The organism is Enterococcus sp. JNUCC 77 (assembly GCF_054819945.1).
Genome location: NZ_JBTHIG010000001.1, coordinates 1,051,275 through 1,076,787, shown reverse-complemented (window position 1 = coordinate 1,076,787; position 25,513 = coordinate 1,051,275). Strand labels below are relative to the sequence as shown.

Genomic DNA, 25,513 nt, shown 5'->3' with positions numbered 1-25,513 from the left:
TCTATTCTAGCTCATCTCCATTTGCATTTTTTTGCATAATAAATATTGATGCTTTATTAAGGATTGAGAATCCAATCATCCTCACTTATTCAATAATAAAACTAAGGAAGCTTTAAGTTCCGTTCTGACGGAGACTTAAAGCTTCCTTTTAAATAGATATACTATTTTTACTATCTTCAAAACAACACTCTTCTTGAGAAATGATTTGAGAAAATTTTTCAATTTTGTAAGAAACCATCAAGTGGAATCGTAAATTCGGGTCTTCTAAATCAATAGCTAATAATTCTTTAATTCGATCCATTCGGTACAATAAAGTGTTTCGATGAATAAATAATTTTGCTGCTGTCATTTTCAAACTTCCTGCTTGATCTAAATAAGTCTTTAAAGTAAGGCTAAACGTTGTTTGATGGAAATAATCGTATTCTCGTAACTTTTGCACGGCTGGATGGCAAAAGTCCCTTAAATTATCCTCGGAGCTCAAGGTCACTCGTCTCAACAAATCATAAAAACTATACTTTTCATATGTTGCAATTTGTTCATCTTCAAATATTTTAGCCAAAGTAATTGCTCTCTTTGCCTGTTCAACATGTCGTCTAAATTCAGAAATTTGAGTAAAATTTGTACTGATTCCAATTCTGAGTTGATATTTATTTATTAGTCGATTCAATTCATCAAGTTTTTCACTATCAAAGTATTCTATAGTATCGCTCAATTCAATCATGGCAATAATTCGATTTTCATGATAAGTAAAATAACTTTTAGGTAGGATTTTATTTAGAAGTTGCGGTATTTTTAGAAAAAAAACCTGTTGATCGATTGGTTTTTCCGCTGCGATCATCGCTACACAACGTTCATTATTATCAAGAAAATTTATTTGCTTCAGAGTATTGGTAAGATCTTGAACTTTTGCACCGATAATTAACTCATATAGAATTTTACTGTGGATTGATTTTTTCATAGAGATAATTAATGGATCTTGTACTAAAATTTTACTAGCTGCGCGACTAATAATTGGCATCCAATCAAGATGAAAACTTGATATTTGACTTTCTTCTTCAATCATTACAATATACCCAAGCCAATCATTGGTTTCTGAAGAAACAATTTTACTACACAACTTTCTTAAAGGTGACGCCCAACAAGTTAAAGTAACCGGCTCTCCACTATCTGGCGCCAACAGAAAATCAGGGGATTCAGCATCTAAAATATATTGGTAAGACAAGTAGCCCTTATTTATAATATCTGACCAAACAACATCACTTATTGGATAAACCGTCGAATGAGCTAGTACTCGATGATTGATATCCATAAATATTACTGAATTATTGAATATTGTCGCCGTCGTGTTAGCGATTTCATTTAAATCTTTCATATTATTAATTACTGGCAACCAATTGTCAGTCTCAATTTTTTTTGTTTCAGCCTGCATGATACGTTTTGCATGATTAAAAAATACTTGTAGGCTTTTTGCCTCGACTATTGCTAAACCATTGGCTTTAACTGCTGAGAAATGTTGATAAATATCTTGTTCTCCTAAAATACAATAAGGTGGCAGTGTCTCTGTTTTCTTTTGAGGACTATTCATGAAATACAAAGTTTCTTGATCATAGATTGTATCCTCATTCACAAATGATAAGTGTTTCAAAGTTTGACTGTGACTATCTTGAATTTTCCTAATGCTACCAAATTGTTGCAATGTTGCAATTATTTCTGTGAAATTCATTATTATCACCTCAATTTTAGTTTAGTACTTTTTGCACAAACAAGTCAAACTATTTCGGATAATCTATACCTTCAATATAGTAAGCGCTATCACATACAATAAACATGTAAAAAAAAATTGTACTGGAGGTCGTGAATTTATGAAGTATCCAAAAATTTTTACACCAGGATTTATTGGAAAGTTATCTTTAAAAAATCGTATTGTAATGCCCGCTATGGGTACAGCATATGCAACTGCTGCCGGAGAAGCTTCCGACGATATGATTGCCTATTACGAAGAACGAGCTAAAAATGGTTGTGGATTAATCATTACTGAAATTACACGAGTGAATAATGAGCATGGACGAGGACTTTTTAATCAACTACAAGCAATCGATGCGCAATGTGTCCCCCAATTAGAGCGGTTGGCAGATGCCGTTCATAAATATGATTCAAAAATTTTCCTCCAACTCCACCACCCTGGACGAGAATCAAACAGCATGCTTCAAGGAGGAAATCAACCAGTTGCGCCAAGTGCTATTCCTTGCGGTAAAACACAAGAAATGCCTCGGGAATTAACCACGCAAGAATGCGATGATTTAGTGACAGTTTTTGTAACCGGTGCAGTCTTAGCAAAAACTGCTGGTATCGATGGTGTTGAAATTCATGCTGCTCATGGATACTTATTGAACGGTTTCTTAAGTCCTCACACTAATAAACGTACTGATAAATACGGTGGCAGCTTTCAAAATCGTGTACGCATTTTAGGGGATATTTTGACATATACTAAATTTATGTGTGGCCCCGACTTTCCAGTGAGTGTCAGAATTAGTGGAGATGACTATATTGAGGGGGGAAATCGCATAGAAGACACTGTCAAAATTGCACTACTACTAGAAAGCTATGGTGCAGATGTGATCAATGTCAGCAGTGGTACCTATGAATCAAGCCCCACAATTATTGAACCAAATGATTACGCACAAGGTTGGAAAAAAGATTTAGCTAAAACTATTAAGGAACATGTTCATGTGCCTGTAATTGCCGTTAATAATATTAAAGAACCAAGTTTTGCTGAAAGTCTTTTGGAGGAAGATGTTTGTGATTTCATTGGTGTCGGACGAGCGCAACTAGCTGATTCTGAATGGGCTAGTAAAGCTAAAAAAGGTGATGAACTCGGTATTCGTAAATGTATCGGTTGTCTTTACTGCTTTGCTGAACTAGAAACTGGTAGAAAAACAAAATGTGCTGTTAACCCTAGATGTGGAGCTGAAAAAACTTTTGCACAATTGAATGAAGATGGTAATAAACAAGACGTCGTGGTAATTGGTGGTGGTCCAGCTGGCATGCAAGCAGCAATTACTCTAGCTAAGCGACAGTTCACCGTCACTCTATTTGAAAAAGAAAACCAATTGGGTGGTGCTCTAAATATCGCTGACAAACCACCTTATAAAGAAAAACTGACCTGGCTAGTTGAGACCATGTCTGAAGAATTAAGTCGGCTCGATGTAAAGGTTAAATTAGGCACTGAAGCAACAATTGAAGCAATTGAAGCAATTAAACCAGTTGGTATTTTTGTTGCAAGTGGAGCAAAACCAATCCTACCTCCTCTTCCGGGAATTGATAGTGATCATGTAATCAGTGCAGAAAATTACTTAACTTCCCAACCAGAATTAGGAAAAAATGTTACTGTGATTGGTTCTGGAATGACTGGTTTAGAAACGGCCGAAGTCTTGGCAAATAAAGGACATGATGTGACAATGGTTGAAATGTTACCATCAATTGGCTCATCTGTTCATTATATGATTTTGGAAGGAATTATGAATCGCTTAAATCAACACAACGTGCAATTTTTGACTAATACTCGTTTAGAAGCTATTGATCAAAATAAAACAATTGTTTTCAATTTGCTTGCTGGAAAATCTGCAGTGATAGAAGCAGACAATGTCGTGCTTGCATTGGGCGTTACACCAAATATTGAGATTGCTGAAACTTTCAAAGCAATCTGTAACAATGTAAGAATTATTGGTGACAATGCACAAGCAGGTCGTATTGCTGAAGCAATCCACGACGGTTTCAATAAAGCAGTCGTGTTTAATTAAGGAGGACAAACCATGAAGGATTTTAAAGGAAGAACTGCTGTCATCACGGGAGCTGGAAATGGATTTGGTGCTGAATTTGCAAAAGAAGCCGCTAGGCGTGAAATGAAGTTAGTTTTAGTTGATATTGAACCTGGATCGGCAGAAAAAACCTTAACATCTTGTAAAAAAATGGGTGCTGAAGGTATCGCGTTGACTTATGATGTTTCTTTAGAGGAAAACGTTCAAGAGATGGTGAAAATAGCTATTGACACTTTTGGAACCATTGATTTACTGATTAACAATGCTGGCATTTGTATGAGTGGACGAATTTGGGAGCTCCCCACTCAAGATTGGCGATGGACAGTCGATATCAATCTAATGTCGCAAATTTATGGCATGCATGAAGTTATTCCAATTATGTTGAAACAAGGAACCCCTTGTCATATTGTAAATGTCGCTTCAGTTGCTGGAACAATTGCTTATCCCAATACCGGACCATATAATGCCACCAAGCATGCTGCTGTTCTAACTAGCGAAACAGCTCAAATTGATTTACAACTAGCACAAGCTAATATAGGCATTTCTGTGTATTGCCCTGGGTTTGTCCAAACAACATTACATCATTCGCAAGAACGGCGACCCGAAAGATTCAAAATTAATGATGACCCTTACTATTCAAGTGAATCATATAAAGTTGCAATAGAATCAATTAATCAATTTATTGAAACTGGTACACCAATTGATTCAGTAGGAATGCTTATTTTCCAAGCAATCGAAGAAGAGCAATTCTACATTCTAACCCATCCAATTTACAATGCACTCATTGGGGGAAGAATTCAGGATATGTTATCTGGTAAAAATCCTGATATTACAAGATTTGGTTAAAAATCTAATCGCATAATTTAAAGCTATCACCCGAAGAGGTCAAGAAGTATTTTGATTTTTTCGGGTGATTCCTGTATATAAAGTAAAGTCTTTTGATGACCTAAATTACTAGTGGCATCTTTTCATTCCAAAATATCTTTACCAAAACACAAATGATCCATTTTCCCACACATTTTAAAAATCTTAGGAAATGTCCCCCATTATTCGAAACCATATTTTTTAATAATTCCGGACTATCTTTATAAATATAGACAAGCAAAAACAGGATAATGAATTTCTAAATGATTGATTATTCATATTTTATTCTTCCAAATCAATCTACAAAGTATCTGCCGTATATTTTTGAGAAGCATTTTTAGGAAAGTTATAAATTTATTTGCAATACACAAAGCAACCCTATTTAAATCCATATTGAATGAATTTAGATAGGGATAAACTATTTTCTAATTATCTTAAGATCAACCGACTAAATCTCTTCGCCATTACTGCTAATAACATTTTTATACCAGTAAAAGCTATCTTTCTTTATCCGTTTTCCGGACCCATTTCCCTCATCATCAAGATCAACATAGATGTAGCCATAGCGTTTACTCATTTCAGCTTGTGAATAACTAATGATGTCTATTGGTCCCCATGAAGCGTAGCCAATAATGTCTACACCATCCTTGATTGCTTCTTTCATTGCCTTTACATGAGCGCTAAGATAGTCAATTCTATATTCATCATGAATTTTACCATTGACAACTTCATCGATTGAACCCATCCCATTTTCTGCTACAAACAATGGTTTATGATATCTCTCCCAAAGAAAATCAAAACTGAATTGAAAGCCTAATGGGTCGATTGCCCAGTCCCAAATATTTGCATCTAATTTTGGATTTGGTTTAATTTTATCTGGGTTTTCAGCGCTAACAATTTTTGTATCGTAATAACTAAATGCAATGTAATCAACCGTGTTATTCTTAATTAGTTTAAGATCTTCTTCGGTAGCGTTAATTTCAATGCTTTGTTCATCAAAATACCTAATCATATATCCAGGATACTCACCATTTACCAAAACATCAGAAAAGAATAACGCATTTTTTCCCCAGAGTTTATAGGCTGCCATAACATCATCCGGACTATCTGTTTCAGGGTACAGCGGACTTAATCCAAGCATCATGCCAATTTGCATCTCTGGATTGATCTGGCGCGCCATTTCAACAACCTTAGCATTAGCTACAAATTGATTATGAACGCCTTGGAAAACGGCATCTTTTTGTTTTTCTCCATGCTCCTTTAAAATACCAAGTCCTGGGAATTCTCCCCATCCATAAACATCGTTAACTTGATTAAAGACAATCCAATATTTCACTTTATCTTTATATCGCTCCATCAAAATTTTTGAGAATTTAACAAAGAAGTCAATGAGTTTTGAATTACTCCAACCACCGTATTTTAGTATTAAATTGATAGGCATTTCATAGTGAGAAAGCGACATCACTGGTTCAATTCCTAATTCCAACATTTTATCTATTAAACGATCGTAAAACTCTAAGCCTTTTTCATTAGGCATTTCCTCATCCCCTTGAGGAAAAATGCGGACCCAACTAAAAGATGTTCGAAAACAAGTGAATCCCATCTCAGCCATTAATTCCAAATCATCAGAGTAAGTGTGGTAAAAATCGATACCTCTTCTTCGAGGATAATTTCCTGTCTTATCAGAAAGCGCACGCTCAATTTCTTCACGAGTGACATTCTCACCAAAAGAGCCTTTTCGGCTATACTCTTTTGGTAATTCCATAATATCAGCTTGAGAAGGACCTTTTCCATCTATATCCCAAGCACCTTCTAATTGATTTGCAGCAACGGCGCCTCCCCAAAGAAAGTTTTCAGGGAATTTTTTTACTGGTGTAATTAATTCTAATAAATCTGTCATAACTTAAGCCTCCTCAGCAGCTTCTTCAAGAATTGCTTGTTTATCATATACTTTAAAAAATGGTAAATAAACAAACCATGAGATAACAAATAATGCGACTGTATAAATTAATCCATTAATCGAATTAGTTGAAATATACGCAAATATTGGTGCTGGTAAATACCAAAGATCAAAAACGTGTTCTGGAATTGGTACAAGCCCAATCCTCATGACTATCCAAGCTGAGATAGGACCTAATAAACCCATAATCCACATTGGAATCATCAAAGTTGGATTAAATGCTATGGGTGCACCAAATACAACTGGTTCGTTAATATTAAAAATCGAAGGAATTATCGCCGCCCGACCAACTATTTTCATTCGAGATGATTTAGCCATAAACGTCATCATTATACAAAGTGCCAATGTAGCACCACCCCCACCGATAACAAACATACCCACTACTTCTTCAGTAAAAATATTTGTTGCTGGTAAACCATTAGCGGCGTTTCGGGCATTCTCTGCGATAGCTGGTAAAGCAATTGCAATTTCCACCGGATAGATAATCCACGAGGAAATCCCAAATGAGTATAGAAATGAATAACCAAGAAAAACAATTAAGACGAAGCCACCAAAACTTCCACCAATATTTACTAACGGCTGTAAAGCTGTCATTATTGCAGCACTCATATTGAAATGCATTTGGAAAGTAAAGATCCAGCCTACCAATAAAATTAAGGTAATTGGAAGTATTGTATTAAACCATGCGGCAACAAAATCTGGCAAAGCAGAGTCTTCTCCGATAAGTTGATATTTTGATGCAATTGTCATAACTAAGCCGACAAATAGTCCTGCTACCAACGCCACCAACATACCACCAGTACCTAATTCTGCAGTAGTTAGAGTAATTATCCCTTTTCCGTCATCAATTGTTGGATAAACGAGCATTAAGAAAAAAGCAATACCTGCTAAACCTGCGGGCTTTGCAGCTGATTTATAACCCTTATTATTCATAATCGCTTCTGGAAGCAAATATGACATAAAAAGAGAAAACAACCCAAAACTAAACGTACTCAGCAATGAAAAATCTGGAAAAGCTGGCCAAATGTCCCTCACAAGAGACAATACTGTAACAAATGATCCGATGAAAATCATAGGCATACCAGTCAAAATTGATTCTTGGATAGATGCAATCCAAGGATTTTTTACAATTTTATTTACTTTTGGTGCAAATTTGTCCGTCATCCAGTTTGTCAAATTATCCATAATTTAGTCCTCCTTATTCTTAAAAATTTTCACCATTTTTTCAGTCATCAAAACTTCGCTTGTAATAGTCATCAAAGTATCTTGCGCATGAATTAAAAGGACAGAAAAAGGAACTTCCTTATCATTAGCTTCTAACTGAATCATATCTGTCTGAAACTTATGAGCTTCATTTAATTCTTTCTTTGCACTATTAATTTTCTCTTCGATTGCTATATAATTTTTGTCATTTTCCGCTAACATGTCCAAAACAGACATATTTAAGTCACGGGCATTTCCAGCATGCAAAATAACATTCATAGAGATAATATTGAGCTCATCTCTACTAATACCTAATTCCATTATTATGCCTCCTTACTTATTCGTAATAGTTGTCCTCGCTCATTAATTGAATTAATAAGTTCAAAAATTCATTCAAATCCATCTGTTTACTCAATTTTGTAACATTTTCCTCTGCTGAGATTATCTCTACAAAACGCTGAAAAACTTTATTAAATATCTGTCTATCTTCTTTATTAATTGAAATGCCAACAATAAGCTTTACTTTATTATCTCCCCACTGAATTTCTTCCTTTGGAATCATAATAGCTACATCAGTTTTTTTTGCTTCCATTCTTAAAGTATGAGGAATCGCGATTCCACTAGGAAAGCTTGTAAAAGAAGCCTGTTCCCGTTCAATCAGCTGCTCAAAATATTTTTTATCCACTGAGCCACTTTTGAATAAATGATCAGAAATATCTTTTAATGCCTCTTTATATGTTTTGCCACTGTAATTAGTTAAAAAATTGCTCTTTTTTAAAGTTTTATTCAGCAAAACAGTTATTTCTTCGCTATAGTAGTCACTTTTTATTTCACGAATCGCTTCCCATAGTTCATTCTTTTCTACCGGTAAAATGCTATCATGAACGGTTACTTGTTTGGTGGTACTGTTCTTTAGCTGCCAAAGATCAGTCATTGGGAAGTTCGTAATAATTAAATCAAAAGAATCCGTCACTTGATCAAAAATATCTACATCTAGGACATCAGTAACCAATAAATCATTTGAAAATTCACGCTTAATTTGATTTGCAATTTGTGTGCCTTCATCTAAATATCCTGGCGTAACAATCGCTGTTTTCAATCGTAAGTTTGATGATGCTGGTTCACTTTCTAAAAAAGCACCTATATGTAAGGCTAGAAAAGCGATCTCATCATCGTTAACTTCAATATTTAAATTTTTTTCAAGAAGTGAAGCTAAATATACTGCGATATCAAATAAAATTGGATATTTGACCTTAATCTTCTCAAAGCTTAAATTTCTGGAGAAAATATTTTTTTTCGCACGCTGATAGAGACTGTTGATATGAATCAAGAGCCGATTTTTAAAGTCTTCATTTTCAAAACTTATACCATATACATTTTCAAGTTCTTTTAGCATAATGCTAATTTTATTGATATGTTTCTCACTTTTCCCTTTAGAAACATCAAATTTCCGATGATAAATTTGCTCGAAAAGCTCATCAAACTCGTCTAAATCTTCTTTAATAAAATACAACGAATAGTTATCTTGAATTTCTTTGATAATTTCTTCAACAATGTCATTTGAAAAATTTTGAGGAGCTAAAAGTTCTGTGGTTGCTCTATCTAAGGCAATTGAAAGATGGAAAACGAGATTTTTTAAGAAAAAGGTATTACTTATCTCAGCCCCAAGGTATTTCAAACATATTTTGTATAAATCATCTAACTTAATATTCGGTCCAAGTATTTCTTGAATTTCATGAGAAAGGCTAAAATTTTCAACTGATGACTGATTTAGAATATTTAGGAGTAAGTGTCGAATTGCATATTGATTGCCGTCAATATATATTTTAAAATCTCGACTTTTTATTGTGACATTCCATTGTTTAATGTCTTTATTGATAGAATTGATGGTTGACTTCAATGTTGACTCAGATATATATAAACTATCCGCCAAATCATATAAATCTAAACCACGATGAACATTTTTAATTAATCGTCGCAGAATATAGATTTTACGTTGGCTTTCGATATTATTACTATCAATATCTTTATAGTTTTTCTCCAGATTAATTCTGTACCCGTTTGAATCTGAAATAATTAGGTTTGGCTCATTCTCATTTATTCTTTTGATATAATTTCTAATTGTTCTAGTGGATACATCCAAGTATTCTGCTAATTTTCTAGAAGTAATACGAACTCCTGTATTACGTTTCAGATATCTAAGTAGTGCTAATTCTTTATCCAATGACATCACCTAATATTTATTCTTCTTTTAATTGCTTTACCTCTTCTATTAAACCTTTTCCATCTAGTGCTCCATAAACTTTTTGTGGGATAATCGCACTTTTGACTCCTGCAGCTTCCGCTTCTTCTTTAACTTCATTCAACATGTACTTTAAATGGGGTGCGACCAATAAAATATCAATTTCATTTAAGTAATCAGTAATTTCTGACTCGCTTTTGGCTTTGATTTCAAAATCTAATCCCTCTTTCTTTGCTGCTTTTCTTGCATTTGCTGCCATAAAACCAGATGAAGCACCTGTTCCACATATTAATAGTACTTTCGTTGTCATTTTGAATTCCTCCTCTTCTTTTATAATTTCATTGTACAGTCAAATTTTTTTACTTTCATTTTGATATTTTTCCTAAGGGTAGGAAATTTTTCTGATGTTCAATAATTTAAAGTATTTGCGAAATCATATGTTTCTAAAATAAACATTGCCATCAAAGCTCGCCTGATTACTTTTAAAAACAAAAAAACTAGATTAATCATCATGATCAATCTAGTTTTTTTATCAATTATTTATTTTTTATATCTTTAAAAGCCGCTGTTTGTTCTCGTATACCTTTTTCTGCTGCAAAACGTTCAATGCTCGAAGCACCGAAGAATCCATCAATTCCCTCTGTTTTTTCAATTACATACTTGGCATCTTCCGGTTCAGCAATCGGCCCTCCATGACAAATTACCATAATTTCAGGATTAACTTCTCTTCCTGCCTGGATAATTGCTTCGATTTTTTTAACACAATCATCTAAAGTTAGTGCTGTTTTTGCTCCAATAGTTCCTTTAGTAGTTAATCCCATGTGAGCAACTAAGATGTCAGCTCCCGCTTCCGCCATTTTTCTAGCTTGTTCTGGATCAAATACATATGGCGTAGTTAGCATATCCAATTCGTGAGCTTTTTTGATCATTTCAACTTCTAAGCCATATCCCATTCCAGTTTCTTCAAGGTTCTGTCTAAAAACACCATCAATCAATCCGACTGTTGGAAAATTTTGTACCCCATTAAATCCTTGTTCTTTCAATTGTTTTAAGTAAACGTCCATTACGCGAAACGGATCAGTTCCACAAACTCCAGCTAAAACAGGTGTTTCTTTAACCACGGGCAAAACTTCTTGTCCCATTTCTACAACGATTTGATTTGCGTCTCCATAAGAAAGAAGTCCTGCTAGTGATCCTCTTCCAGCCATTCGATAGCGTCCCGAATTATAAATAATTAGCATATCTGCCCCGCCAGCTTCACTACTTTTAGCGGTGATTCCTGTTCCTGCACCGACACCAACCAAAATATCACCAGTTTTAACTTTTTCTTTAAAAGAACTAATAATGTCTTTTCTTGTTTGAGTATTCATAATTTAATTTCCTTTCTTATCAATCAGATTAATCAACTGCTGTGCTGAAAATTCCGCAAAAGCTTGATCGTTTATAGCATAGTCTAATTCAATCAATTTTACTTTTTCATTATTTAAATGTTTCTTTAATGCATCAATCAACGCAAGGTCTGCTTCTGGATAATAAAAAGGACCGTCTACAACATCAATACCTGAAAAACCATTTTTAGGGATGGTTAAGACAGTTTCTATTTGAACTAAATTTAATTTTTCTGCAATTATTTGTCCTAGTTTTTTATTTTCCTCCACTGTTGTTCTCATCAAAGTAACCGTAGGATTATGCTTATAAAACAATCTTTCTTTAAATTTCTCTGGCACAGTATCAAATGGACCAAAGTTAACCATGTCCATTGCACCAAGTGAAACTACTTGAGGAACTTTGGCTGAGGCTGCTGCTTCAAGTCTTTTTTCTCCAGCATTTAGAATCCCGCCAACAAGTTGATCTGCCCACTCTGTAGTCGTAAGATCGAGAACTCCTTTAAAATAGCCATCTGAAATTAACGATTCCATTGTTCGACCACCAACGCCTGTAGCATGAAATACTAAAACTTCATATCCATTTTTTTCAAGATACCCTCTCGCATAATTTACTGCCGGAGTAGTGACGCCAAACATTGTTGTTGCAATTAAAGGACGTTCATCCTCTTCTGTTTCAAATCGGTAGTTTAACAATCCTGCCATTGCGGAGACCGCGTTTCCAAAAATCCTTTTAGAAATTTTATTTAAACCTGAAACATCAACGATCGATGGCATCATGATAATATCACTTGTACCAACATAAACACTAGTATCCCCTGAAGCAACTGTTGAAACAATTAATTTTGGTAATCCAATTGGTAATTGACGCATACCGGGAGCTACTAAAGAAGTGCCACCCGTTCCACCAAAAGAAAGGACACCCTCAAATAAATTTTCTTCATACAACTTAGGTAATAAAACCTCCAAACCTTTAGCTAAAATTTCCGTTGCATATGCCCTATCATTTCGTTGACGAATCTGAGCGATATCTTCACCAACTTGTTCAGCGATCTCAGAGACATCAATGTCTGGTACAAATGAGGATTCGAAAACACCTGTGTGAATAGTAAAGACATTTAAGTCAAGTTTTTCTAAAAGTTGTTTAATGTATTGATACTCTGTTCCTTTCGAATCGAATGTACCGACTAAAGCTACCGTTTTCAATTATTTATACCTCCTTTTTAATTTCCTGCTTACAAGGTAAGTATATGATTTCAAGTATCGGTTGAAAACGTTTTATTATATTGGAAAATAGTTTATATATTAGATTTTTTGTATTCTTTTGGTGGTTTCTTCATATACTTTTTGAATATTTTGTTGAATTGGGCGTAATCTGGATAGCCAACTAAATCTGCTATTTCCACCAATTTTAAATCAGTAGAATTCATTAATTCAATTGATTTATTCAGTCGAAACTTAATTAGATATTCTGTAAAACTGATCCCCGTTTTCTTCTTAAATAAGTCACTCAGATAGCTGGGTGATAAGTTAGTAAATTCAGCCAGTTCACTGATATAAATTGGCGTAGAATAATTCTCACTGATATACTTTTTTATAAAATCTACATAATCATAGTATTTCTCTATGCCTTCTAAAATTTGAATCGTTAAATTGTCATGCTGAGTATGTGTCGCATCTTTAAAAGATTTGATTTGTGAAGATAAAATTTGTTCAGAATTAATTCTTTCAAATGTTGATCCACCAATATATCCTTTTATTTCTGGAAATTGATTATAAATATACCTAGCCTCTATTAAATCATTAATAGGTCCTCCGTATACCATAATAATGCTCGCTGAATTCCTACTCTTTAGTAACGCTGTTATTTCTTGAATTGTCGATAACATATTTTCAAAAGAGCGCATCTTTTTAGCACCCAAACTTCCACCTTCAGTAAGTCCTAAATGAATACAAATGATATCAGGTTTTGCTTGATCCATCAGTCTCACTTCCTCAGTGTTTGTGATAAACCCCATGGTAAACAATCCATTCTTCTTTGCTTCAGCAATAAATTCTACTTCTTGAGAAAAGGAAATACCCTGTTCATCCAAAGCTTCTTTAAATTGTCCATCAATCAAACTAATTGTCGGATAATTGACTATACCGGTAAAATTACTTTCGCCAATATACTTAATTAACTCTTTTGAATCCATCAATGGATCTGTCGCATTTACACCAAACAGAACAGGAAAATCTGCAAGTATTGGTAGCAACTCTCTTGTCGAGAAATTCTTTACCAGTTCATTACTATTGGCAAATGGAAGATAGCCACCTAATGAACTTCGACCCATTTGCCTAAATTTTCCTGAGTTTAGGGCAAGAATCATATCCGCCCCACCCTCTTTTGCATTAATTGCACTCATTCCTGTTGCTGTGGATATACCTAAAAGATATTTACCATCATAAATTTGACGCTTCAACTTTTGTAAAAATACCTCTTTTTTCATTTCTACCTCTCAGTTTAATAAATCTTTTTTAATTTATAGTAAATTTTAGCTTTCTCTAAAGAAAAAATCCATTTTATTTTAGTTACTACTTTTTACAGAAATGTTATATATATTAAAAAAACAGTGAAATAACGATCAAATCTAAATCGTTCATTTCACTGTTTATTAAGTTGATCATAACTGCTGTTAAAACGGATAATTATGTTTATCGGTGATAACTTATAACTAAGCCTCACATTTATGAGGTACCTATTTTACTGGTTCGATTGATAACGAACTAATGAAGTTCTGAAAAAATTATCAGAAATATAGTACTTATTTTGTGCTAAAACTTTCCCATTCATAGAATAGAGATTTTCAGTCATTAGAACTAACTTATCTTCCTCAGAAAATTCACGTCTAAAACTATCAGGTTCTCTTGAAGAAATACTAATTGTTAATTTTGAGTTAGCGACTTCACGATATATATCTTCTTCTAAAAATTGGACAATTTGCTCTTCATCTTCCAAATCTAAATTAAATTTTTCAATTGTTTCAGGCAACAAAATCGAGAAAATGTTTGCGACATTCAACTGATTGATTTTATACCAAATATTTAAAGTGAAGTAAGAAATATCCTTGACGCCAAATAGCTTATCTGTAAAAACACTGCTGGGGTTTTTAAAATAGTAAGCATCTTTATGAGTGATTTCTTCAATTGGAATTGTCAAACTATCTAAAATTGGACATCTTAACACGCGAATTCCTTGATCATTTTTTTGTGTTTCTGTCATAGTAACAAAATGACCTTGACCATGAATACTGCTGATAACACCGTCTTCTTTTAAAAGAGATAAAGCAGTTCTCAAAGTCACTCGACTAACATTAAAATCGTTTGTCAGCTTTTCTTCTGAAGGTAATTTTGAACCAGGTGCAAATTGTGACCGTTTGATCATCAATAAAATTTGATTGTAAACTTGGACATATTTTGGTGTACGATGCATCTTCATCCTCATTCCTCGTAAAATAAATATAATAACATTGTATCATAATCTTTATTTGAAAATTCTTAGCGGATAAATAAATTCAATAAAGTCTCCAAATTGTTCACGATTAGGTATGAGGTATTTTCTGCAAGGAATAAAATTGAGACTAGTCAAAAGTTTTTGAACAGGAATATTCGAATGGTTCGTACTTATTTTAAGTTGATCAACCTCGGAATTTACCTTGTCTTGTCTAATAATATCGGTCAGAATAAATCGCGCAATGCCACTTCGTTGATGCTGAGAATGAACGACTAACCGTTGAATAAAGATAGTACGCTCATGTTTTGAAACAGTCACACTAGCCTCGTAATGATCTCCATAAAGTCTCAATTCCTTTTTAATGATGTCTTGCCAAATAATTTCCTTACTGGGATAGGAATCATTCCATTGAGTAATTCCAGCAGATTTCATCTGTTCTTTTCCGTTATTGATTAATTTTAGAATATTTGAATAGTCACTAGAGACAGCAATTCGTTTAAGATAATTCATACCAACTATTGAAATAGTATTAGCGATAAGACTAGTGAAAGGACAACCCCAAATATCATTGGCACAGATGTTCTACGAACGATTTGCATAGGAGATAGTTTCGTTGTACCAGCAACAATTAGGACAACAGCTGCAACTGGTGACACAGCTCTTAGTAAATTCCCAGAAAGTTGCATAGGGATTGATAAAGCAATCGGATCTATGCCTGCAGCTTTAGAAAGCGGAATCATCAAAGGAATCATGGCAAAAAGTAATGCTGTCCCACTTCCACTTAATAATACAATAACTGCTGTGAAAACAACCATAATAACTGGAAGAAGAATACCTGCACCATTAATATTTTCCATCGTTTTTTGAACTAATTCGATAATCCCTATAGAAGTAAGTCCTTGAACAAATACCTGCGCAGAAACTAATAAGGCGACAATACTCATGACACTTCCCATACCGTCAAAAAAGTAACTTGTTTCTTTTAATACAGAACTAATCGAATGATGAGTCGCAAATTCAACTAAAACGGCAATGATAAAACTGATCAAACTAACAACTTGAACACTGATATTTAAAGTAGTTCCAAGGAATATATTCAAAACAAAGACAATCAACAATAAAATAATAGGAAGAAGAGGTAATGTACCATAAACAAATGCTTGTAATCCTGAATAAGAAGTTTCGGTATCCACCTTTGCTTCACTTCCATCATTTTCAGCTATTTCCTCTTCATAACTCAATGTTTCATGCTGCTTAGTATCCTCATGCTTCTGCCAAAAATAATGAACAATAGCGATCGCTAGTAAAGTAGGAATTGAAACGAGTGCATGGCTTTTAAAAACATAGTCTGTAACGTTTACATTTAGCAAAGAGGCAATTGCCACATTGTCGGAACCTAAAGGTGTTGGGACAATAGTAGCCGAAGTTCCAATAATCGCCGCGGCGCTGAGGCGAGACATACCTGCTGTACGCAAAACTGGATAAAGTGTTGCTAACAATATAATAGCTAAATTAGAAGCACTTGGAATAACAAGAGACAACAAATTACCAATTAAAAAAACTATTGGAATCAAAATATAGATTGATTTAATTTTTGCGATTGGTTTGGTCAATGCTTGTACAGTTACTTTGTTAGCACCAATATGATTCATATAGGCACTGTATCCACCTAAAATTAATATAACAAAACCAGGTCCAACCAATGTATTTGTAAATTGATCAACAATTACTTGGAACGGATCGAGTAATAATGCACCTGTAGGATCACTTACTTCAAGTTTTCTGCCCATTAAAAGTGCAATATACATAAGAACAACACCTAAAAATAATAGGGTCATCTTAATATCATTTTTCTTCAATAACATATAAACAAGAATTCCAACTGCTAATATACCAACAATACAAGTTAATAAAACATTCATACTATTTCAACCACTCTTTCTTTATATAGTTTTAGCAATAGCCTCGATAAACCACTCTTCAAATTGTTTTGGATCTACACTGACAGCTACTTCGGCATTTGCAGGAAGATCAAGATAACCCTTAAGGTCAATCAATGAAGCTCCGGCAGTTAACAAACCAGTTGTTTCTATTTCCACTCTTGTTGAAACAATATCAAACATCGTTGGATTTAAAACCAATCCGATTGCTAAAGCATCGTACATGCTCAATCCTGTGGCAAAACTACCGCCTCGATATTTTGAAAATAATTGATAGAACATATCACCTATTGCACCAAGTTTTTTTATCTTTTCAGATACTTCAGGCATCACCTTGGCTTGACGACCAACTTCCATAGGTGCTACTTGAATTGGGATACCGCTATCAAAAACTATTTTGGCAGCTTCGGGATCAGCTGCAAAATTAAATTCAGATAAAACACCGTAATTTCCTCGACCTAAACTTCCACCCATAACAACAATTTTTTCAATTTTCTTAAAATCTTGTGGATATAAATGAATATACAATGCAATATCTGTCAATGGGCCAATCCCAATAATTGTCGTTTTATCATCTGACTGATTAACGACTTCATGCATAGCTGCTGCCGCAGTTATAGTTTCATCTACTAAAATATTTGAAGCAGTAAAAGAATAACCATCCATTCCAGACTTTCCGTGAACATTGCTAGCATTAATTGATTTTCTTAATAACGGTTTGTGACTACCTAATACAATGCGGGGGGATTTTTTGTAAAGCGTAAGTAATTTTTCAGTATTTAATTTTGTGTTCTCTAAACTTACATTTCCAAAAATAGGACAAATTAACTTTACTTCTAATTGTTCACTAAAAAGTGCCAATGCGATTGCAACAGCATCATCAATTCCTGGGTCTGTACTGATAATTACGGATTTTTTATTCATAATAATCACTCTTTCTCTATTGTATTGAAACGTTTCCAAAACGATAATACAACATTGTATTATTTAAGTCAACGTTATATTAAAAAATACAACTTTATATTTAGCGACATCATGAAAAAATGGTCATATACTTTAGACAAAGAATTCTAGTCTAGTTCTTAGAAGACTAGAAATAATGTTAAACAATCAATTATGAAAATTCTTACCACCCTTACGAACTTCTAATTATCACCTGAAGACATCTTATATCAACTATGGCCTTCTAAATTGTTTTCTTATGTATGAATTTATCTGATTGCCAACCTCTAACAAATATTAAAATGAGTAAAAATTTTCGTAGCGTACCCTTTTCAAAATCAGTCATTCTTTTAGCAAAAAGAAAAATGTTTTAATATCTTCAAAATTTCTAAGTAACCATTTTAATCCCAAAAGAAATCTTACATATTTCTTCTTAACTCTCGCTTTTTATTACTGATCTCAAAGAACGCATCAAGATTATAAGAAAGGGCAATGCAAACGAAGTTTGAATTTACCTGTAATGAATTAGAAATAGTTAGTCACGCAACTTCAAAATCATTCAAATAAAAAAATTCCACACTCGATTTTTTGAGTGTGGAACCTTCTTCGTCTACAAGCTGAAGCAAAAATAAAAATTTTGTCTACCGCATTTTATTTAACTTTGCCCATAATAGGCTGTATCTCCGTGTTTGCGAAAATAATGTTTATTCAATAAATATTGTGGAATTGCAGAGATTTTATGATTGATTTGTTCAGTCTCTCTAGCCATCACACAAATTTCATCAAGAATCAAGCTATTTTCCACTGCTTTTTTGGGGGTATCTCCCCAAGTAAAAGGCCCATGACCATAAACGAGTACTCCTGGAACCTCTGTGGGTTGAATATTTCGTTCACGAAAAGTTTCTACGATCACTTTCCCTGTGTTTTCTTCATATTGATTGATTACCTCTTCATTGGTCAGCTGTCGTGTACAAGGTACTGACCCAAAAAATGCATCAGCATGGGTCGTTCCATAGGAAGGCAGATCGCGACCAGCTTGTGCCCACATCACCGCGTTGGTGGAATGTGTATGAACAATTGCTTGAACATCTGGCATTTGTTCATACAATACAACATGTGTAGCTAAGTCTGATGAGGGTCTTAATTTTTCTCCTTCAACAACGTTTCCCTTTAAATCTGTGACCACCATTTTTTCAGGTGTCATATCTTTATAATTTACACCACTTGGTTTAATGACAATGACGCCAGCTTCACGGTTAATCTCACTAACATTTCCCCAAGTTAACTTCACTAATCCTAATTGCGGCAACTGCATATTGGCTTGATAAACTCGCTGTTTCATTTCTTCAATGACTTCTTTAAACATCGTAACCCGCCTCCAATAACTTCGGATACAAATACGTTTTTGCTGACTGAATTTCTTGTTGATAGTTTGAACTATTTTCACTCCACATTTCAATCAAGAATGGACCAGGAAAATCCAACCTGTTTAATGTCTTTAGGAGACCTAAAAAATCAACACACCCTTCACCGAAAGGAACATCTCTAAATTGACCCGGAAAATCTTTAGTAACTGAATAGGTATCTTTTAAATGGACTGATGTTATATAGTCAATACCTGACTCTAATTCATAAGCAGGATTATTCTCCGGCCAAGCAGATAAATTTCCCAAATCCGGATAAACTTGAAGATATGGCGAATGAATTTGTTTTTTTATTTCAATAAACTTAGTAATTGAATTTAAAAATGGATCGTCCATAATCTCGATTGACAAAATAACACCATACTGTGCAGCTTTGCGAACACTTTCTTTTAAACCAGTAATAAATGCTTCTCTAGAACTCATTGACTTGTCCTCATAGTAAACATCGTAGCCTGCAATTTGGATCACTTTAATGCTCAATTGATCAGCCAGTTTAATCGCCTGATCTATTATTTCGATGGCTTTTTTACGCACTTCAACTTGACTAGAACCAAAAGGAAACCTACGATGACCACTTAAACAAATTGAATGAATTCTTACGCCAGAACTAAACATCGCTTCTCTCAGTTCTTTTATTTCTTTTGTTGACCAGTCTAATCTAGCCAATCGCTCATCTGTTTCATCAATTGACATTTCAATAAAATCAAATCCTAATTCCTTAACTAACGAAAATCTTTCTGACCATGAAATATCCTTTGGCAAAGCTTTTTCATATATCCCAATTTGAGTCAACTTACTCACCCCAAATTCGTATAATCTCAGCTTTAAAGGCTTCAGCAGCTTTGACTGGATCAGGTGCCGCTGAAATCCCACGACCTGTAATAAAATTATAGACTGCCAAACCTTCAAATAATTTCAATGTTTCAACCGTCAACCCACCAGTAACTGATACATTGAATCCCATATCAATTAATTTTTTTACTTTTGTTAAATCTTTTTCACCCCAAGTTTCACCTGATAATAAAGCATCACGACTTTGATGATAGATTGCCTGCGTGATTCCTAAATCTAACCATTGCTGTGCTTGTTCAAATGTCCAATCCCCATATAGTTCCACTTGAAGTTCTTTAATTTCTTCCTTAGCAGCTGCCATTGTTGGTAAAGTAGCGCAACAAATAACAGTCATAAAATCTGCTCCTGCAACAGCGACGTTCTTAGCGACTGTTCCTCCTGCATCGGCGCATTTAGTATCAGCAATAATTATTTTTTCAGGAAATAGGCTACGGATACAACTAATGGCACGATGGCCCTCTTGTAAACATAATATTGTTCCTACCTCAATGATATCGACAACATCACCAACTTTGACGATATCAGCCAAAGCAGTTTCTAAATCATTATGATCCAGAGCAATTTGCAATTTTGGTCTCACTATATTAAACCCCTTTTATTTCATTTTTTGATAAATTTCAGACTCAGCAAATTTCTCGCCAATTTCCTTTGCTGACATAACATTTTTGATACCTATCACTGTAGTTCCTTTTTTTTGCGCTTGAGCAAACATACTTAAAAAATTCATAGGAGTGAAAACAACATCATATTGACCTGCTGAGCTTTTACCTTCCGAAATTGCACAGTGATGAATTTTTGTTATAGTTACATCCAAATCTTTCATCGCTTTTTCTACACTTCTCATCATCATTAAACTAGTTCCAGATCCATTTGCACAAGATACTAAAATTCTCATTATAAATCCTCCTTAAAGTAATTAATTGTTTTGAAATTTTTCTGCATACTCTTCATAATCATCTACAATCATAAAATAGCCTTCTGGATTTTTCCGATACTGTAATTGAGGAATAATCAACAATCCAATTACCACGACGGCTACACCTACATAACCTAAAACTTTCATCACTACAGTCATTACTGGCCAAACAGTTGCCCAGTCAAACATTCCAATATAACCGCCAAATTTAGACAAACCAATCCATGTAGCGAATAAAGCAGATCCTCCTACTTGAATTAATCCTGAAATAAATGGGAAAATACATGCAGCTTTAAATCCGCCACGATTATTTGCAAAAACAGCAATTACAGCATTATCAAAGAACAACGGAATGAAACCAGCAATGACAATTGTTGGTGATTTAAATAAAATTAATAAACCAATCATCACAAACTGACCTAACGCACCAAATAAGAAACCAACTGTTACAGCATTGGGCGAACCAAATCCAAAAGTAGCAGCTACATCAATCCCGGGAACCGCTCCTGGTAGAATTGTATTGGAGATTCCTTGGAACGATTGTGTTAATTCATCAACGAAAGTACGAACACCCAGTTGTAAAATAGCTAGGTACACTGCAAAGTTCAAAGAGGTCGTCATAATGTAAAATAGAAAACTTTGTCCCTGTTCCATAAATCCTGCTTGAACTAAATAATCCTGACCTAACACTAATAAAATAATGCCAAAGAAAAATAACATTAATAAAGAAGTAGCGACCATGTTCTCATTGAAAATTGATAAGAAACCTGGCAATTCCATATCCTCTAATTTTTTATCAGCTTTTTCTGACCGATGATTCTTTCTATCACGTTTCTTCATGAATTCTGCCAACTTAGCAAAAATAAATATGCCAAACATTTGTTGATGGGCTACTGCAAAACCAGCCCCTTCGGTCAATTCTTGTGTAATTCCCACAGTTAAGTTAGAGGCCACCGCCCAATAACATCCTAGAATTAGCCCCATAAAAACCAAAACTTCTATTCGTCCTAAATTAGGGAAACAAAATAGTAAAATCCAAAATGCGGTAGCCGCCTGTTGAATTTGAACGTTTCCGGTAGTAAATACTGCTCTTAACTTTGTAAATTTCTGGAAACGTACCAATAAAATATTCATAATAAAAGCAATTAGCAATAAAATCATCACGTCACCAAATGTACGACCAAATGTTTTCATTAAACCAGCATCAACAGCATTTTGACCAAAATAAGGATCGGTAACCATCGCGTCTAGATTAAATCGATCTTTCAGTCCTACTAGGATCGGTCGGAAATTATTAACCAATCCACCAGAACCTACAGATAAAATAAAATAACCTACAGTAGCCTTTAAAAAACCAGCCAAACACTCATAAAAAGGTCTACGCAGTAAGATATAGCCTAGCAAAACTATAAAACCAATTAAATAGGCTGGTTGCGTCAGAATGTTAGTAGCAAAATATGTCCAAATTTTTAGTAAAAAATCACCCATTCATATCTCCCCCTAGATATTAAATTCTTTCATTATACGTTGATATTCTTCGATAGACTCACTAGCGACTAGTTGATCAATTAATCCTTCTGTCATCAATAATTCAGACAAGTTCTGAATATTTTCCATATGTTCTTCCGAGTTTTTAGCGGCTAATGTGAAAAAGAGACTGGCTGATTTTTCTTCTTCATCATCACTTTCAAACACAATTGGTGATTTAAATTTTGTAAAAGCTATCGCTGTACCAAAAATCCCTTCACTTTTATCAGAAGAATGAGGCATTGCTACTTGCGGTACAATAACAATATATGGACCGTGTTTTTCAACACATGTGATAATTTCATCAATATATGTTTGATTAATTATTCCCTTATTTAGTAATTGTTGACAACTCTCACTAATTGCCTCTCGCCAATCAGTAATTGTTTTTTCTGAATAACTTACTAACTCATTTTCAAAAAAATATTTAAGCATTTTAATACCCTCTTTTCTTATAAGAATGATGGGAATGGCGTATCATTTTCGATAGAAAAAGCATCATCAAATCCACGATAAAAGTTAAATTCCAAATCGTCTTTATCTGTTGGATAAGTAAATTTCCCGCCTACTTGCCAAATGAAAGGTTTAAACTGATATTTCAAACGATCCTTTTTAAACTGCCACAATTCAGTGATCTCTTTTGGGTCCGCCATAAAATTCGCCCAAATATCGTAATGAACAGGGATAACAACTTTAGCATTTAATGATTCCGCCATTCGAAGCATATCGACAGAGGTAACTTTGTCAGTAATCCCTCGTGGATTTTCTCCGTAAGCTCCTAAACAAACATCAATTGTATGTTCATTTCCATGCTTAGCAAACATATTAGAATAATGAGAATCACCTGCATGATAAATATTTCCACCAGAAGTTTCAAATAGATAATTTACTGCGATTTGATCCATATCTTGAGGTAATTTCCCTTTCAAAGATACAGCAGGATCTTCACAAGTTACCAAAGCAGTACGATCAAATGCTTCTAAAGCAACTATTTTAATATCTTTAACCTGTACTTCATCTCCTGGTTTAACAATGATAGTTTTTTCTTCAGGGATCCCCCACTTCAACCAAGTAGCTACCACTTCTTTTGGCCCAATAAATTTTGCTGTTGGGCAGTTTTGATGGACCGCCGCCGCAGTATTAATATCTAAATGGTCTGAATGAATATGAGTAACAACTAATGCATCCACCTTTTTGATCTCAAAAGGATCAATTACAAATGGCTGTGTACGTAAATTAGGTTGCATTTTTTGAACACCACTCATTCGCATCATTTGATGACCTTTTTTCATTTGACCATTTCCATGGCTACGTTTACCTGTACCACACCATAAATCACACAAAATATTTGTTCCAGCAGCAGATTTCAGCCAGATACCTGTGCATCCAAGCCACCACATTGAAACAGTCCCATCCTTTACTTCAGTTTCCTCAATTTCTTCGTTTAAATAAGTCCCCCATTCTGGGAAGGTATTCAAAATCCAATCTTCTTTTGAAATATTATCTACCGTATTCGCCATAATTGAATCTCCTTAAATGATTTATTTGTTCTTTACATTTACAATCATATATTCAAAAAATCATTATGAAAACCCTTTTTTATGACCGTTAGAACATTATATGATTTTTTTGGATTAATTAATCTTTTTTTGTTGTATACTTGTTCATATGAGATATAAATAAAAAATTTTAAAGGAGGAACCTCAGTGAAAAATTCCATTGCCACTATTGAACAACGTCACAAAAATATTTTGAATATTTTAGAACAACATGAACGGATGACTACACAAGAGTTAGCAAACTCGTTAGGGGTATCGATTAGTACCATTCGTCGGGACCTGAATATTCTAGAAGAGAAAAATGATATTCAACGTAAATATGGTTACTGCATTTTTAATTATGACAATCAAAAAAATTTCGATGCATCTGGTCCTGAATTAATCAAGCAATCTATCGCAAGAATTGCCAGTACTTATGTAAGCGATTACGATACTGTCTTTATTAATTCAAGTTCCACTGCTTTAAATACTGTGAATTACTTAAAAGCCAAACATTTAACTATTGTCACCAATAATTTGAAAATTGCTCACTTACCTCACAATGCAAACTATAATTACATTTTAACTGGAGGAGAATTACGTTTTCCAAAAGAAGTCTTAGTGGGTGATATCGCGATAGATACAATCACTTCCACTAATGCAGATATTTGTATTATTGGCTGTAGTGGTGTTGATATAGTAAATGGCGTTACTACCAAAATTTTAAATGAAGCAAAGATCAACGAACTCATGATTAAACAAACCGTTAAATATAAAATACTCGTTGCGGATCATCGAAAAGTCGGGTTAACTTCCAAATTCAAAATCGCTGATCTTTCTGTCTTTGATTGTTTAATCACCGATCGGTATTGTCCACCAAAATTAATTACTCAAATCGAAAAGGCTGGATTAAAAGTAATAAAAGTACAATAGCCAACATAAAAAAACGCGAGGTTTTTCCTCGCGTTTGACTGTGGACAAGATCTCGTTTATAAATGCAATTGCAGCTTTTTCTTTTTGTAAAATTAAAGGCGAATACAAATGAAAAATTATTCGATGATAATCTCAAGCATGATGTATTCTCTAGGTTATCAGTATATACCGGCATGGGAAAACAAGAAATTTCTTCAATTTAATGGAATAACTAAAATTTTAAAAAGAGAACGTAAATATTCATCGAGCCTTCCTCAGAGACTTAGATAGTAAATTGTACATTGTTGACCAGGCAACTATTGCCACTTTTAAACGTATTTTTATTATTCATAGTGACATACTAGAAATTATGAACAAATGGCAAAAAAAAGCAAAAAAGCGTATGAAGGATTGATAATCAATTAAGCTGTTTAACATCTGGAATCAAAGGTGTTAAGCAGCTTATAAATTGTGGCTCATGACACACTGGAAATATC

23 protein-coding genes are annotated in these 25,513 nt (G+C 34.1%); 3 read left to right on the top strand and 20 right to left on the bottom strand.

Going from position 1 to position 25,513, the window contains the following annotated elements; genetic code table 11:
• Positions 1-148: 148 nt before the first annotated feature.
• The gene (locus tag ACVWNY_RS05400; RefSeq protein ID WP_218324791.1) at positions 149-1,723 is read right to left on the bottom strand and encodes a PucR family transcriptional regulator; all 1,575 of its coding nucleotides are present in this window, start codon (positions 1,721-1,723) and stop codon (positions 149-151) included.
• Between the two features lie 139 nt (positions 1,724-1,862).
• Between ACVWNY_RS05400 and ACVWNY_RS05395 the strand changes: the two genes are divergently transcribed.
• Entirely contained in the window at positions 1,863-3,800 is a 1,938-nt protein-coding gene (locus tag ACVWNY_RS05395) for an FAD-dependent oxidoreductase (protein WP_454071805.1), read from the top strand.
• A 12-nt stretch (positions 3,801-3,812) separates the two neighbouring features.
• Complete coding sequence (locus ACVWNY_RS05390; protein ID WP_218324789.1) at positions 3,813-4,664, top strand: SDR family NAD(P)-dependent oxidoreductase; 852 nt, start codon at positions 3,813-3,815, stop codon at positions 4,662-4,664.
• Between the two features lie 466 nt (positions 4,665-5,130).
• Here ACVWNY_RS05390 and ACVWNY_RS05385 read toward each other — a convergent pair whose 3' ends face one another.
• From ACVWNY_RS05385 to ulaG, 19 genes are all read right to left on the bottom strand, one after another.
• The gene (locus ACVWNY_RS05385) at positions 5,131-6,582 is read right to left on the bottom strand and encodes a glycoside hydrolase family 1 protein (RefSeq protein ID WP_454071804.1); all 1,452 of its coding nucleotides are present in this window, start codon (positions 6,580-6,582) and stop codon (positions 5,131-5,133) included.
• 3 nt (positions 6,583-6,585) lie between these two features.
• On the bottom strand, positions 6,586-7,827 hold the full coding sequence (locus tag ACVWNY_RS05380; RefSeq protein WP_218324787.1) for a PTS sugar transporter subunit IIC: 1,242 nt from the start codon (positions 7,825-7,827) through the stop codon (positions 6,586-6,588).
• 3 nt (positions 7,828-7,830) lie between these two features.
• Positions 7,831-8,166, bottom strand: coding sequence for a PTS lactose/cellobiose transporter subunit IIA (locus ACVWNY_RS05375; protein WP_218324786.1), 336 nt, complete (start codon positions 8,164-8,166; stop codon positions 7,831-7,833).
• 16 nt (positions 8,167-8,182) lie between these two features.
• Positions 8,183-10,069, bottom strand: coding sequence for a BglG family transcription antiterminator (locus ACVWNY_RS05370; protein WP_454071803.1), 1,887 nt, complete (start codon positions 10,067-10,069; stop codon positions 8,183-8,185).
• Positions 10,070-10,085: 16 nt separating this feature from the next.
• Positions 10,086-10,397, bottom strand: coding sequence for a PTS sugar transporter subunit IIB (locus tag ACVWNY_RS05365; RefSeq protein ID WP_218324784.1), 312 nt, complete (start codon positions 10,395-10,397; stop codon positions 10,086-10,088).
• Positions 10,398-10,623: 226 nt separating this feature from the next.
• Positions 10,624-11,457 carry a phosphoenolpyruvate hydrolase family protein gene (locus ACVWNY_RS05360; protein WP_454071802.1) on the bottom strand — a complete coding sequence of 278 codons (834 nt, stop codon included), beginning with the start codon at positions 11,455-11,457 and terminating at the stop codon, positions 10,624-10,626.
• A gap of 3 nt (positions 11,458-11,460) precedes the next feature.
• A complete protein-coding gene (locus tag ACVWNY_RS05355) occupies positions 11,461-12,678 on the bottom strand; it encodes a Tm-1-like ATP-binding domain-containing protein (RefSeq protein ID WP_454071801.1) in 1,218 nt (405 codons plus the stop codon).
• A gap of 92 nt (positions 12,679-12,770) precedes the next feature.
• The gene (locus ACVWNY_RS05350; RefSeq protein WP_218324781.1) at positions 12,771-13,961 is read right to left on the bottom strand and encodes a phosphoenolpyruvate hydrolase family protein; all 1,191 of its coding nucleotides are present in this window, start codon (positions 13,959-13,961) and stop codon (positions 12,771-12,773) included.
• 254 nt (positions 13,962-14,215) lie between these two features.
• Entirely contained in the window at positions 14,216-14,944 is a 729-nt protein-coding gene (locus ACVWNY_RS05345; protein ID WP_218324830.1) for a winged helix-turn-helix domain-containing protein, read from the bottom strand.
• Between the two features lie 51 nt (positions 14,945-14,995).
• Positions 14,996-15,475 (bottom strand): N-acetyltransferase, encoded by a 480-nt coding sequence (locus ACVWNY_RS05340; RefSeq protein ID WP_454071800.1) that lies wholly within the window; start codon positions 15,473-15,475, stop codon positions 14,996-14,998.
• A 5-nt stretch (positions 15,476-15,480) separates the two neighbouring features.
• Positions 15,481-16,887, bottom strand: coding sequence for a C4-dicarboxylate transporter DcuC (dcuC, locus tag ACVWNY_RS05335; RefSeq protein WP_218324780.1), 1,407 nt, complete (start codon positions 16,885-16,887; stop codon positions 15,481-15,483).
• 21 nt (positions 16,888-16,908) lie between these two features.
• A complete protein-coding gene (locus ACVWNY_RS05330; protein WP_218324779.1) occupies positions 16,909-17,829 on the bottom strand; it encodes a nucleoside hydrolase in 921 nt (306 codons plus the stop codon).
• Between the two features lie 673 nt (positions 17,830-18,502).
• Positions 18,503-19,213, bottom strand: coding sequence for an L-ribulose-5-phosphate 4-epimerase (locus tag ACVWNY_RS05325; protein WP_218324778.1), 711 nt, complete (start codon positions 19,211-19,213; stop codon positions 18,503-18,505).
• Entirely contained in the window at positions 19,206-20,063 is an 858-nt protein-coding gene (locus ACVWNY_RS05320) for an L-ribulose-5-phosphate 3-epimerase (RefSeq protein ID WP_218324777.1), read from the bottom strand. The genes ACVWNY_RS05325 and ACVWNY_RS05320 overlap by 8 nt, the downstream gene beginning before the upstream one ends.
• 1 nt (position 20,064) lies before the next feature.
• Positions 20,065-20,706 carry a 3-keto-L-gulonate-6-phosphate decarboxylase UlaD gene (locus tag ACVWNY_RS05315; protein WP_218324828.1) on the bottom strand — a complete coding sequence of 214 codons (642 nt, stop codon included), beginning with the start codon at positions 20,704-20,706 and terminating at the stop codon, positions 20,065-20,067.
• A gap of 12 nt (positions 20,707-20,718) precedes the next feature.
• A complete protein-coding gene (locus ACVWNY_RS05310; RefSeq protein ID WP_218324776.1) occupies positions 20,719-21,018 on the bottom strand; it encodes a PTS sugar transporter subunit IIB in 300 nt (99 codons plus the stop codon).
• A 21-nt stretch (positions 21,019-21,039) separates the two neighbouring features.
• Positions 21,040-22,527 (bottom strand): PTS ascorbate transporter subunit IIC, encoded by a 1,488-nt coding sequence (gene ulaA, locus ACVWNY_RS05305; protein WP_218324775.1) that lies wholly within the window; start codon positions 22,525-22,527, stop codon positions 21,040-21,042.
• Positions 22,528-22,539: 12 nt separating this feature from the next.
• Entirely contained in the window at positions 22,540-23,001 is a 462-nt protein-coding gene (locus ACVWNY_RS05300) for a PTS sugar transporter subunit IIA (protein WP_218324774.1), read from the bottom strand.
• A gap of 17 nt (positions 23,002-23,018) precedes the next feature.
• Positions 23,019-24,086, bottom strand: a complete 1,068-nt coding sequence (ulaG, locus tag ACVWNY_RS05295) for an L-ascorbate 6-phosphate lactonase (protein ID WP_218324773.1) — start codon at positions 24,084-24,086, stop codon at positions 23,019-23,021.
• Positions 24,087-24,272: 186 nt separating this feature from the next.
• Between ulaG and ACVWNY_RS05290 the strand changes: the two genes are divergently transcribed.
• Positions 24,273-25,037 carry a DeoR/GlpR family DNA-binding transcription regulator gene (locus tag ACVWNY_RS05290; protein ID WP_218324772.1) on the top strand — a complete coding sequence of 255 codons (765 nt, stop codon included), beginning with the start codon at positions 24,273-24,275 and terminating at the stop codon, positions 25,035-25,037.
• Positions 25,038-25,513 lie beyond the last annotated feature (476 nt).

What these genes read in the sequence shown, in the direction of transcription:
- ACVWNY_RS05390 (WP_218324789.1), top strand. Translation starts at nt 3,813, where the DNA reads ATGAAGGATTTTAAAGGAAGAACTGCTGTCATCACGGGAGCTGGAAAT.
- ACVWNY_RS05380 (WP_218324787.1), bottom strand. Translation starts at nt 7,827, where the DNA reads ATGGATAATTTGACAAACTGGATGACGGACAAATTTGCACCAAAAGTA.
- ACVWNY_RS05365 (WP_218324784.1), bottom strand. Translation starts at nt 10,397, where the DNA reads ATGACAACGAAAGTACTATTAATATGTGGAACAGGTGCTTCATCTGGT.
- ACVWNY_RS05375 (WP_218324786.1), bottom strand. Translation starts at nt 8,166, where the DNA reads ATGGAATTAGGTATTAGTAGAGATGAGCTCAATATTATCTCTATGAAT.
- ACVWNY_RS05310 (WP_218324776.1), bottom strand. Translation starts at nt 21,018, where the DNA reads ATGAGAATTTTAGTATCTTGTGCAAATGGATCTGGAACTAGTTTAATG.
- ACVWNY_RS05360 (WP_454071802.1), bottom strand. Translation starts at nt 11,457, where the DNA reads ATGAATACTCAAACAAGAAAAGACATTATTAGTTCTTTTAAAGAAAAA.
- ACVWNY_RS05330 (WP_218324779.1), bottom strand. Translation starts at nt 17,829, where the DNA reads ATGAATAAAAAATCCGTAATTATCAGTACAGACCCAGGAATTGATGAT.
- ulaA (WP_218324775.1), bottom strand. Translation starts at nt 22,527, where the DNA reads ATGGGTGATTTTTTACTAAAAATTTGGACATATTTTGCTACTAACATT.
- ACVWNY_RS05325 (WP_218324778.1), bottom strand. Translation starts at nt 19,213, where the DNA reads ATGTTTAAAGAAGTCATTGAAGAAATGAAACAGCGAGTTTATCAAGCC.
- ACVWNY_RS05300 (WP_218324774.1), bottom strand. Translation starts at nt 23,001, where the DNA reads ATGCTTAAATATTTTTTTGAAAATGAGTTAGTAAGTTATTCAGAAAAA.
- ACVWNY_RS05350 (WP_218324781.1), bottom strand. Translation starts at nt 13,961, where the DNA reads ATGAAAAAAGAGGTATTTTTACAAAAGTTGAAGCGTCAAATTTATGAT.
- ACVWNY_RS05395 (WP_454071805.1), top strand. Translation starts at nt 1,863, where the DNA reads ATGAAGTATCCAAAAATTTTTACACCAGGATTTATTGGAAAGTTATCT.
- ACVWNY_RS05385 (WP_454071804.1), bottom strand. Translation starts at nt 6,582, where the DNA reads ATGACAGATTTATTAGAATTAATTACACCAGTAAAAAAATTCCCTGAA.
- dcuC (WP_218324780.1), bottom strand. Translation starts at nt 16,887, where the DNA reads ATGAATGTTTTATTAACTTGTATTGTTGGTATATTAGCAGTTGGAATT.
- ACVWNY_RS05340 (WP_454071800.1), bottom strand. Translation starts at nt 15,475, where the DNA reads ATGAATTATCTTAAACGAATTGCTGTCTCTAGTGACTATTCAAATATT.
- ulaG (WP_218324773.1), bottom strand. Translation starts at nt 24,086, where the DNA reads ATGGCGAATACGGTAGATAATATTTCAAAAGAAGATTGGATTTTGAAT.
- ACVWNY_RS05345 (WP_218324830.1), bottom strand. Translation starts at nt 14,944, where the DNA reads ATGCATCGTACACCAAAATATGTCCAAGTTTACAATCAAATTTTATTG.
- ACVWNY_RS05400 (WP_218324791.1), bottom strand. Translation starts at nt 1,723, where the DNA reads ATGAATTTCACAGAAATAATTGCAACATTGCAACAATTTGGTAGCATT.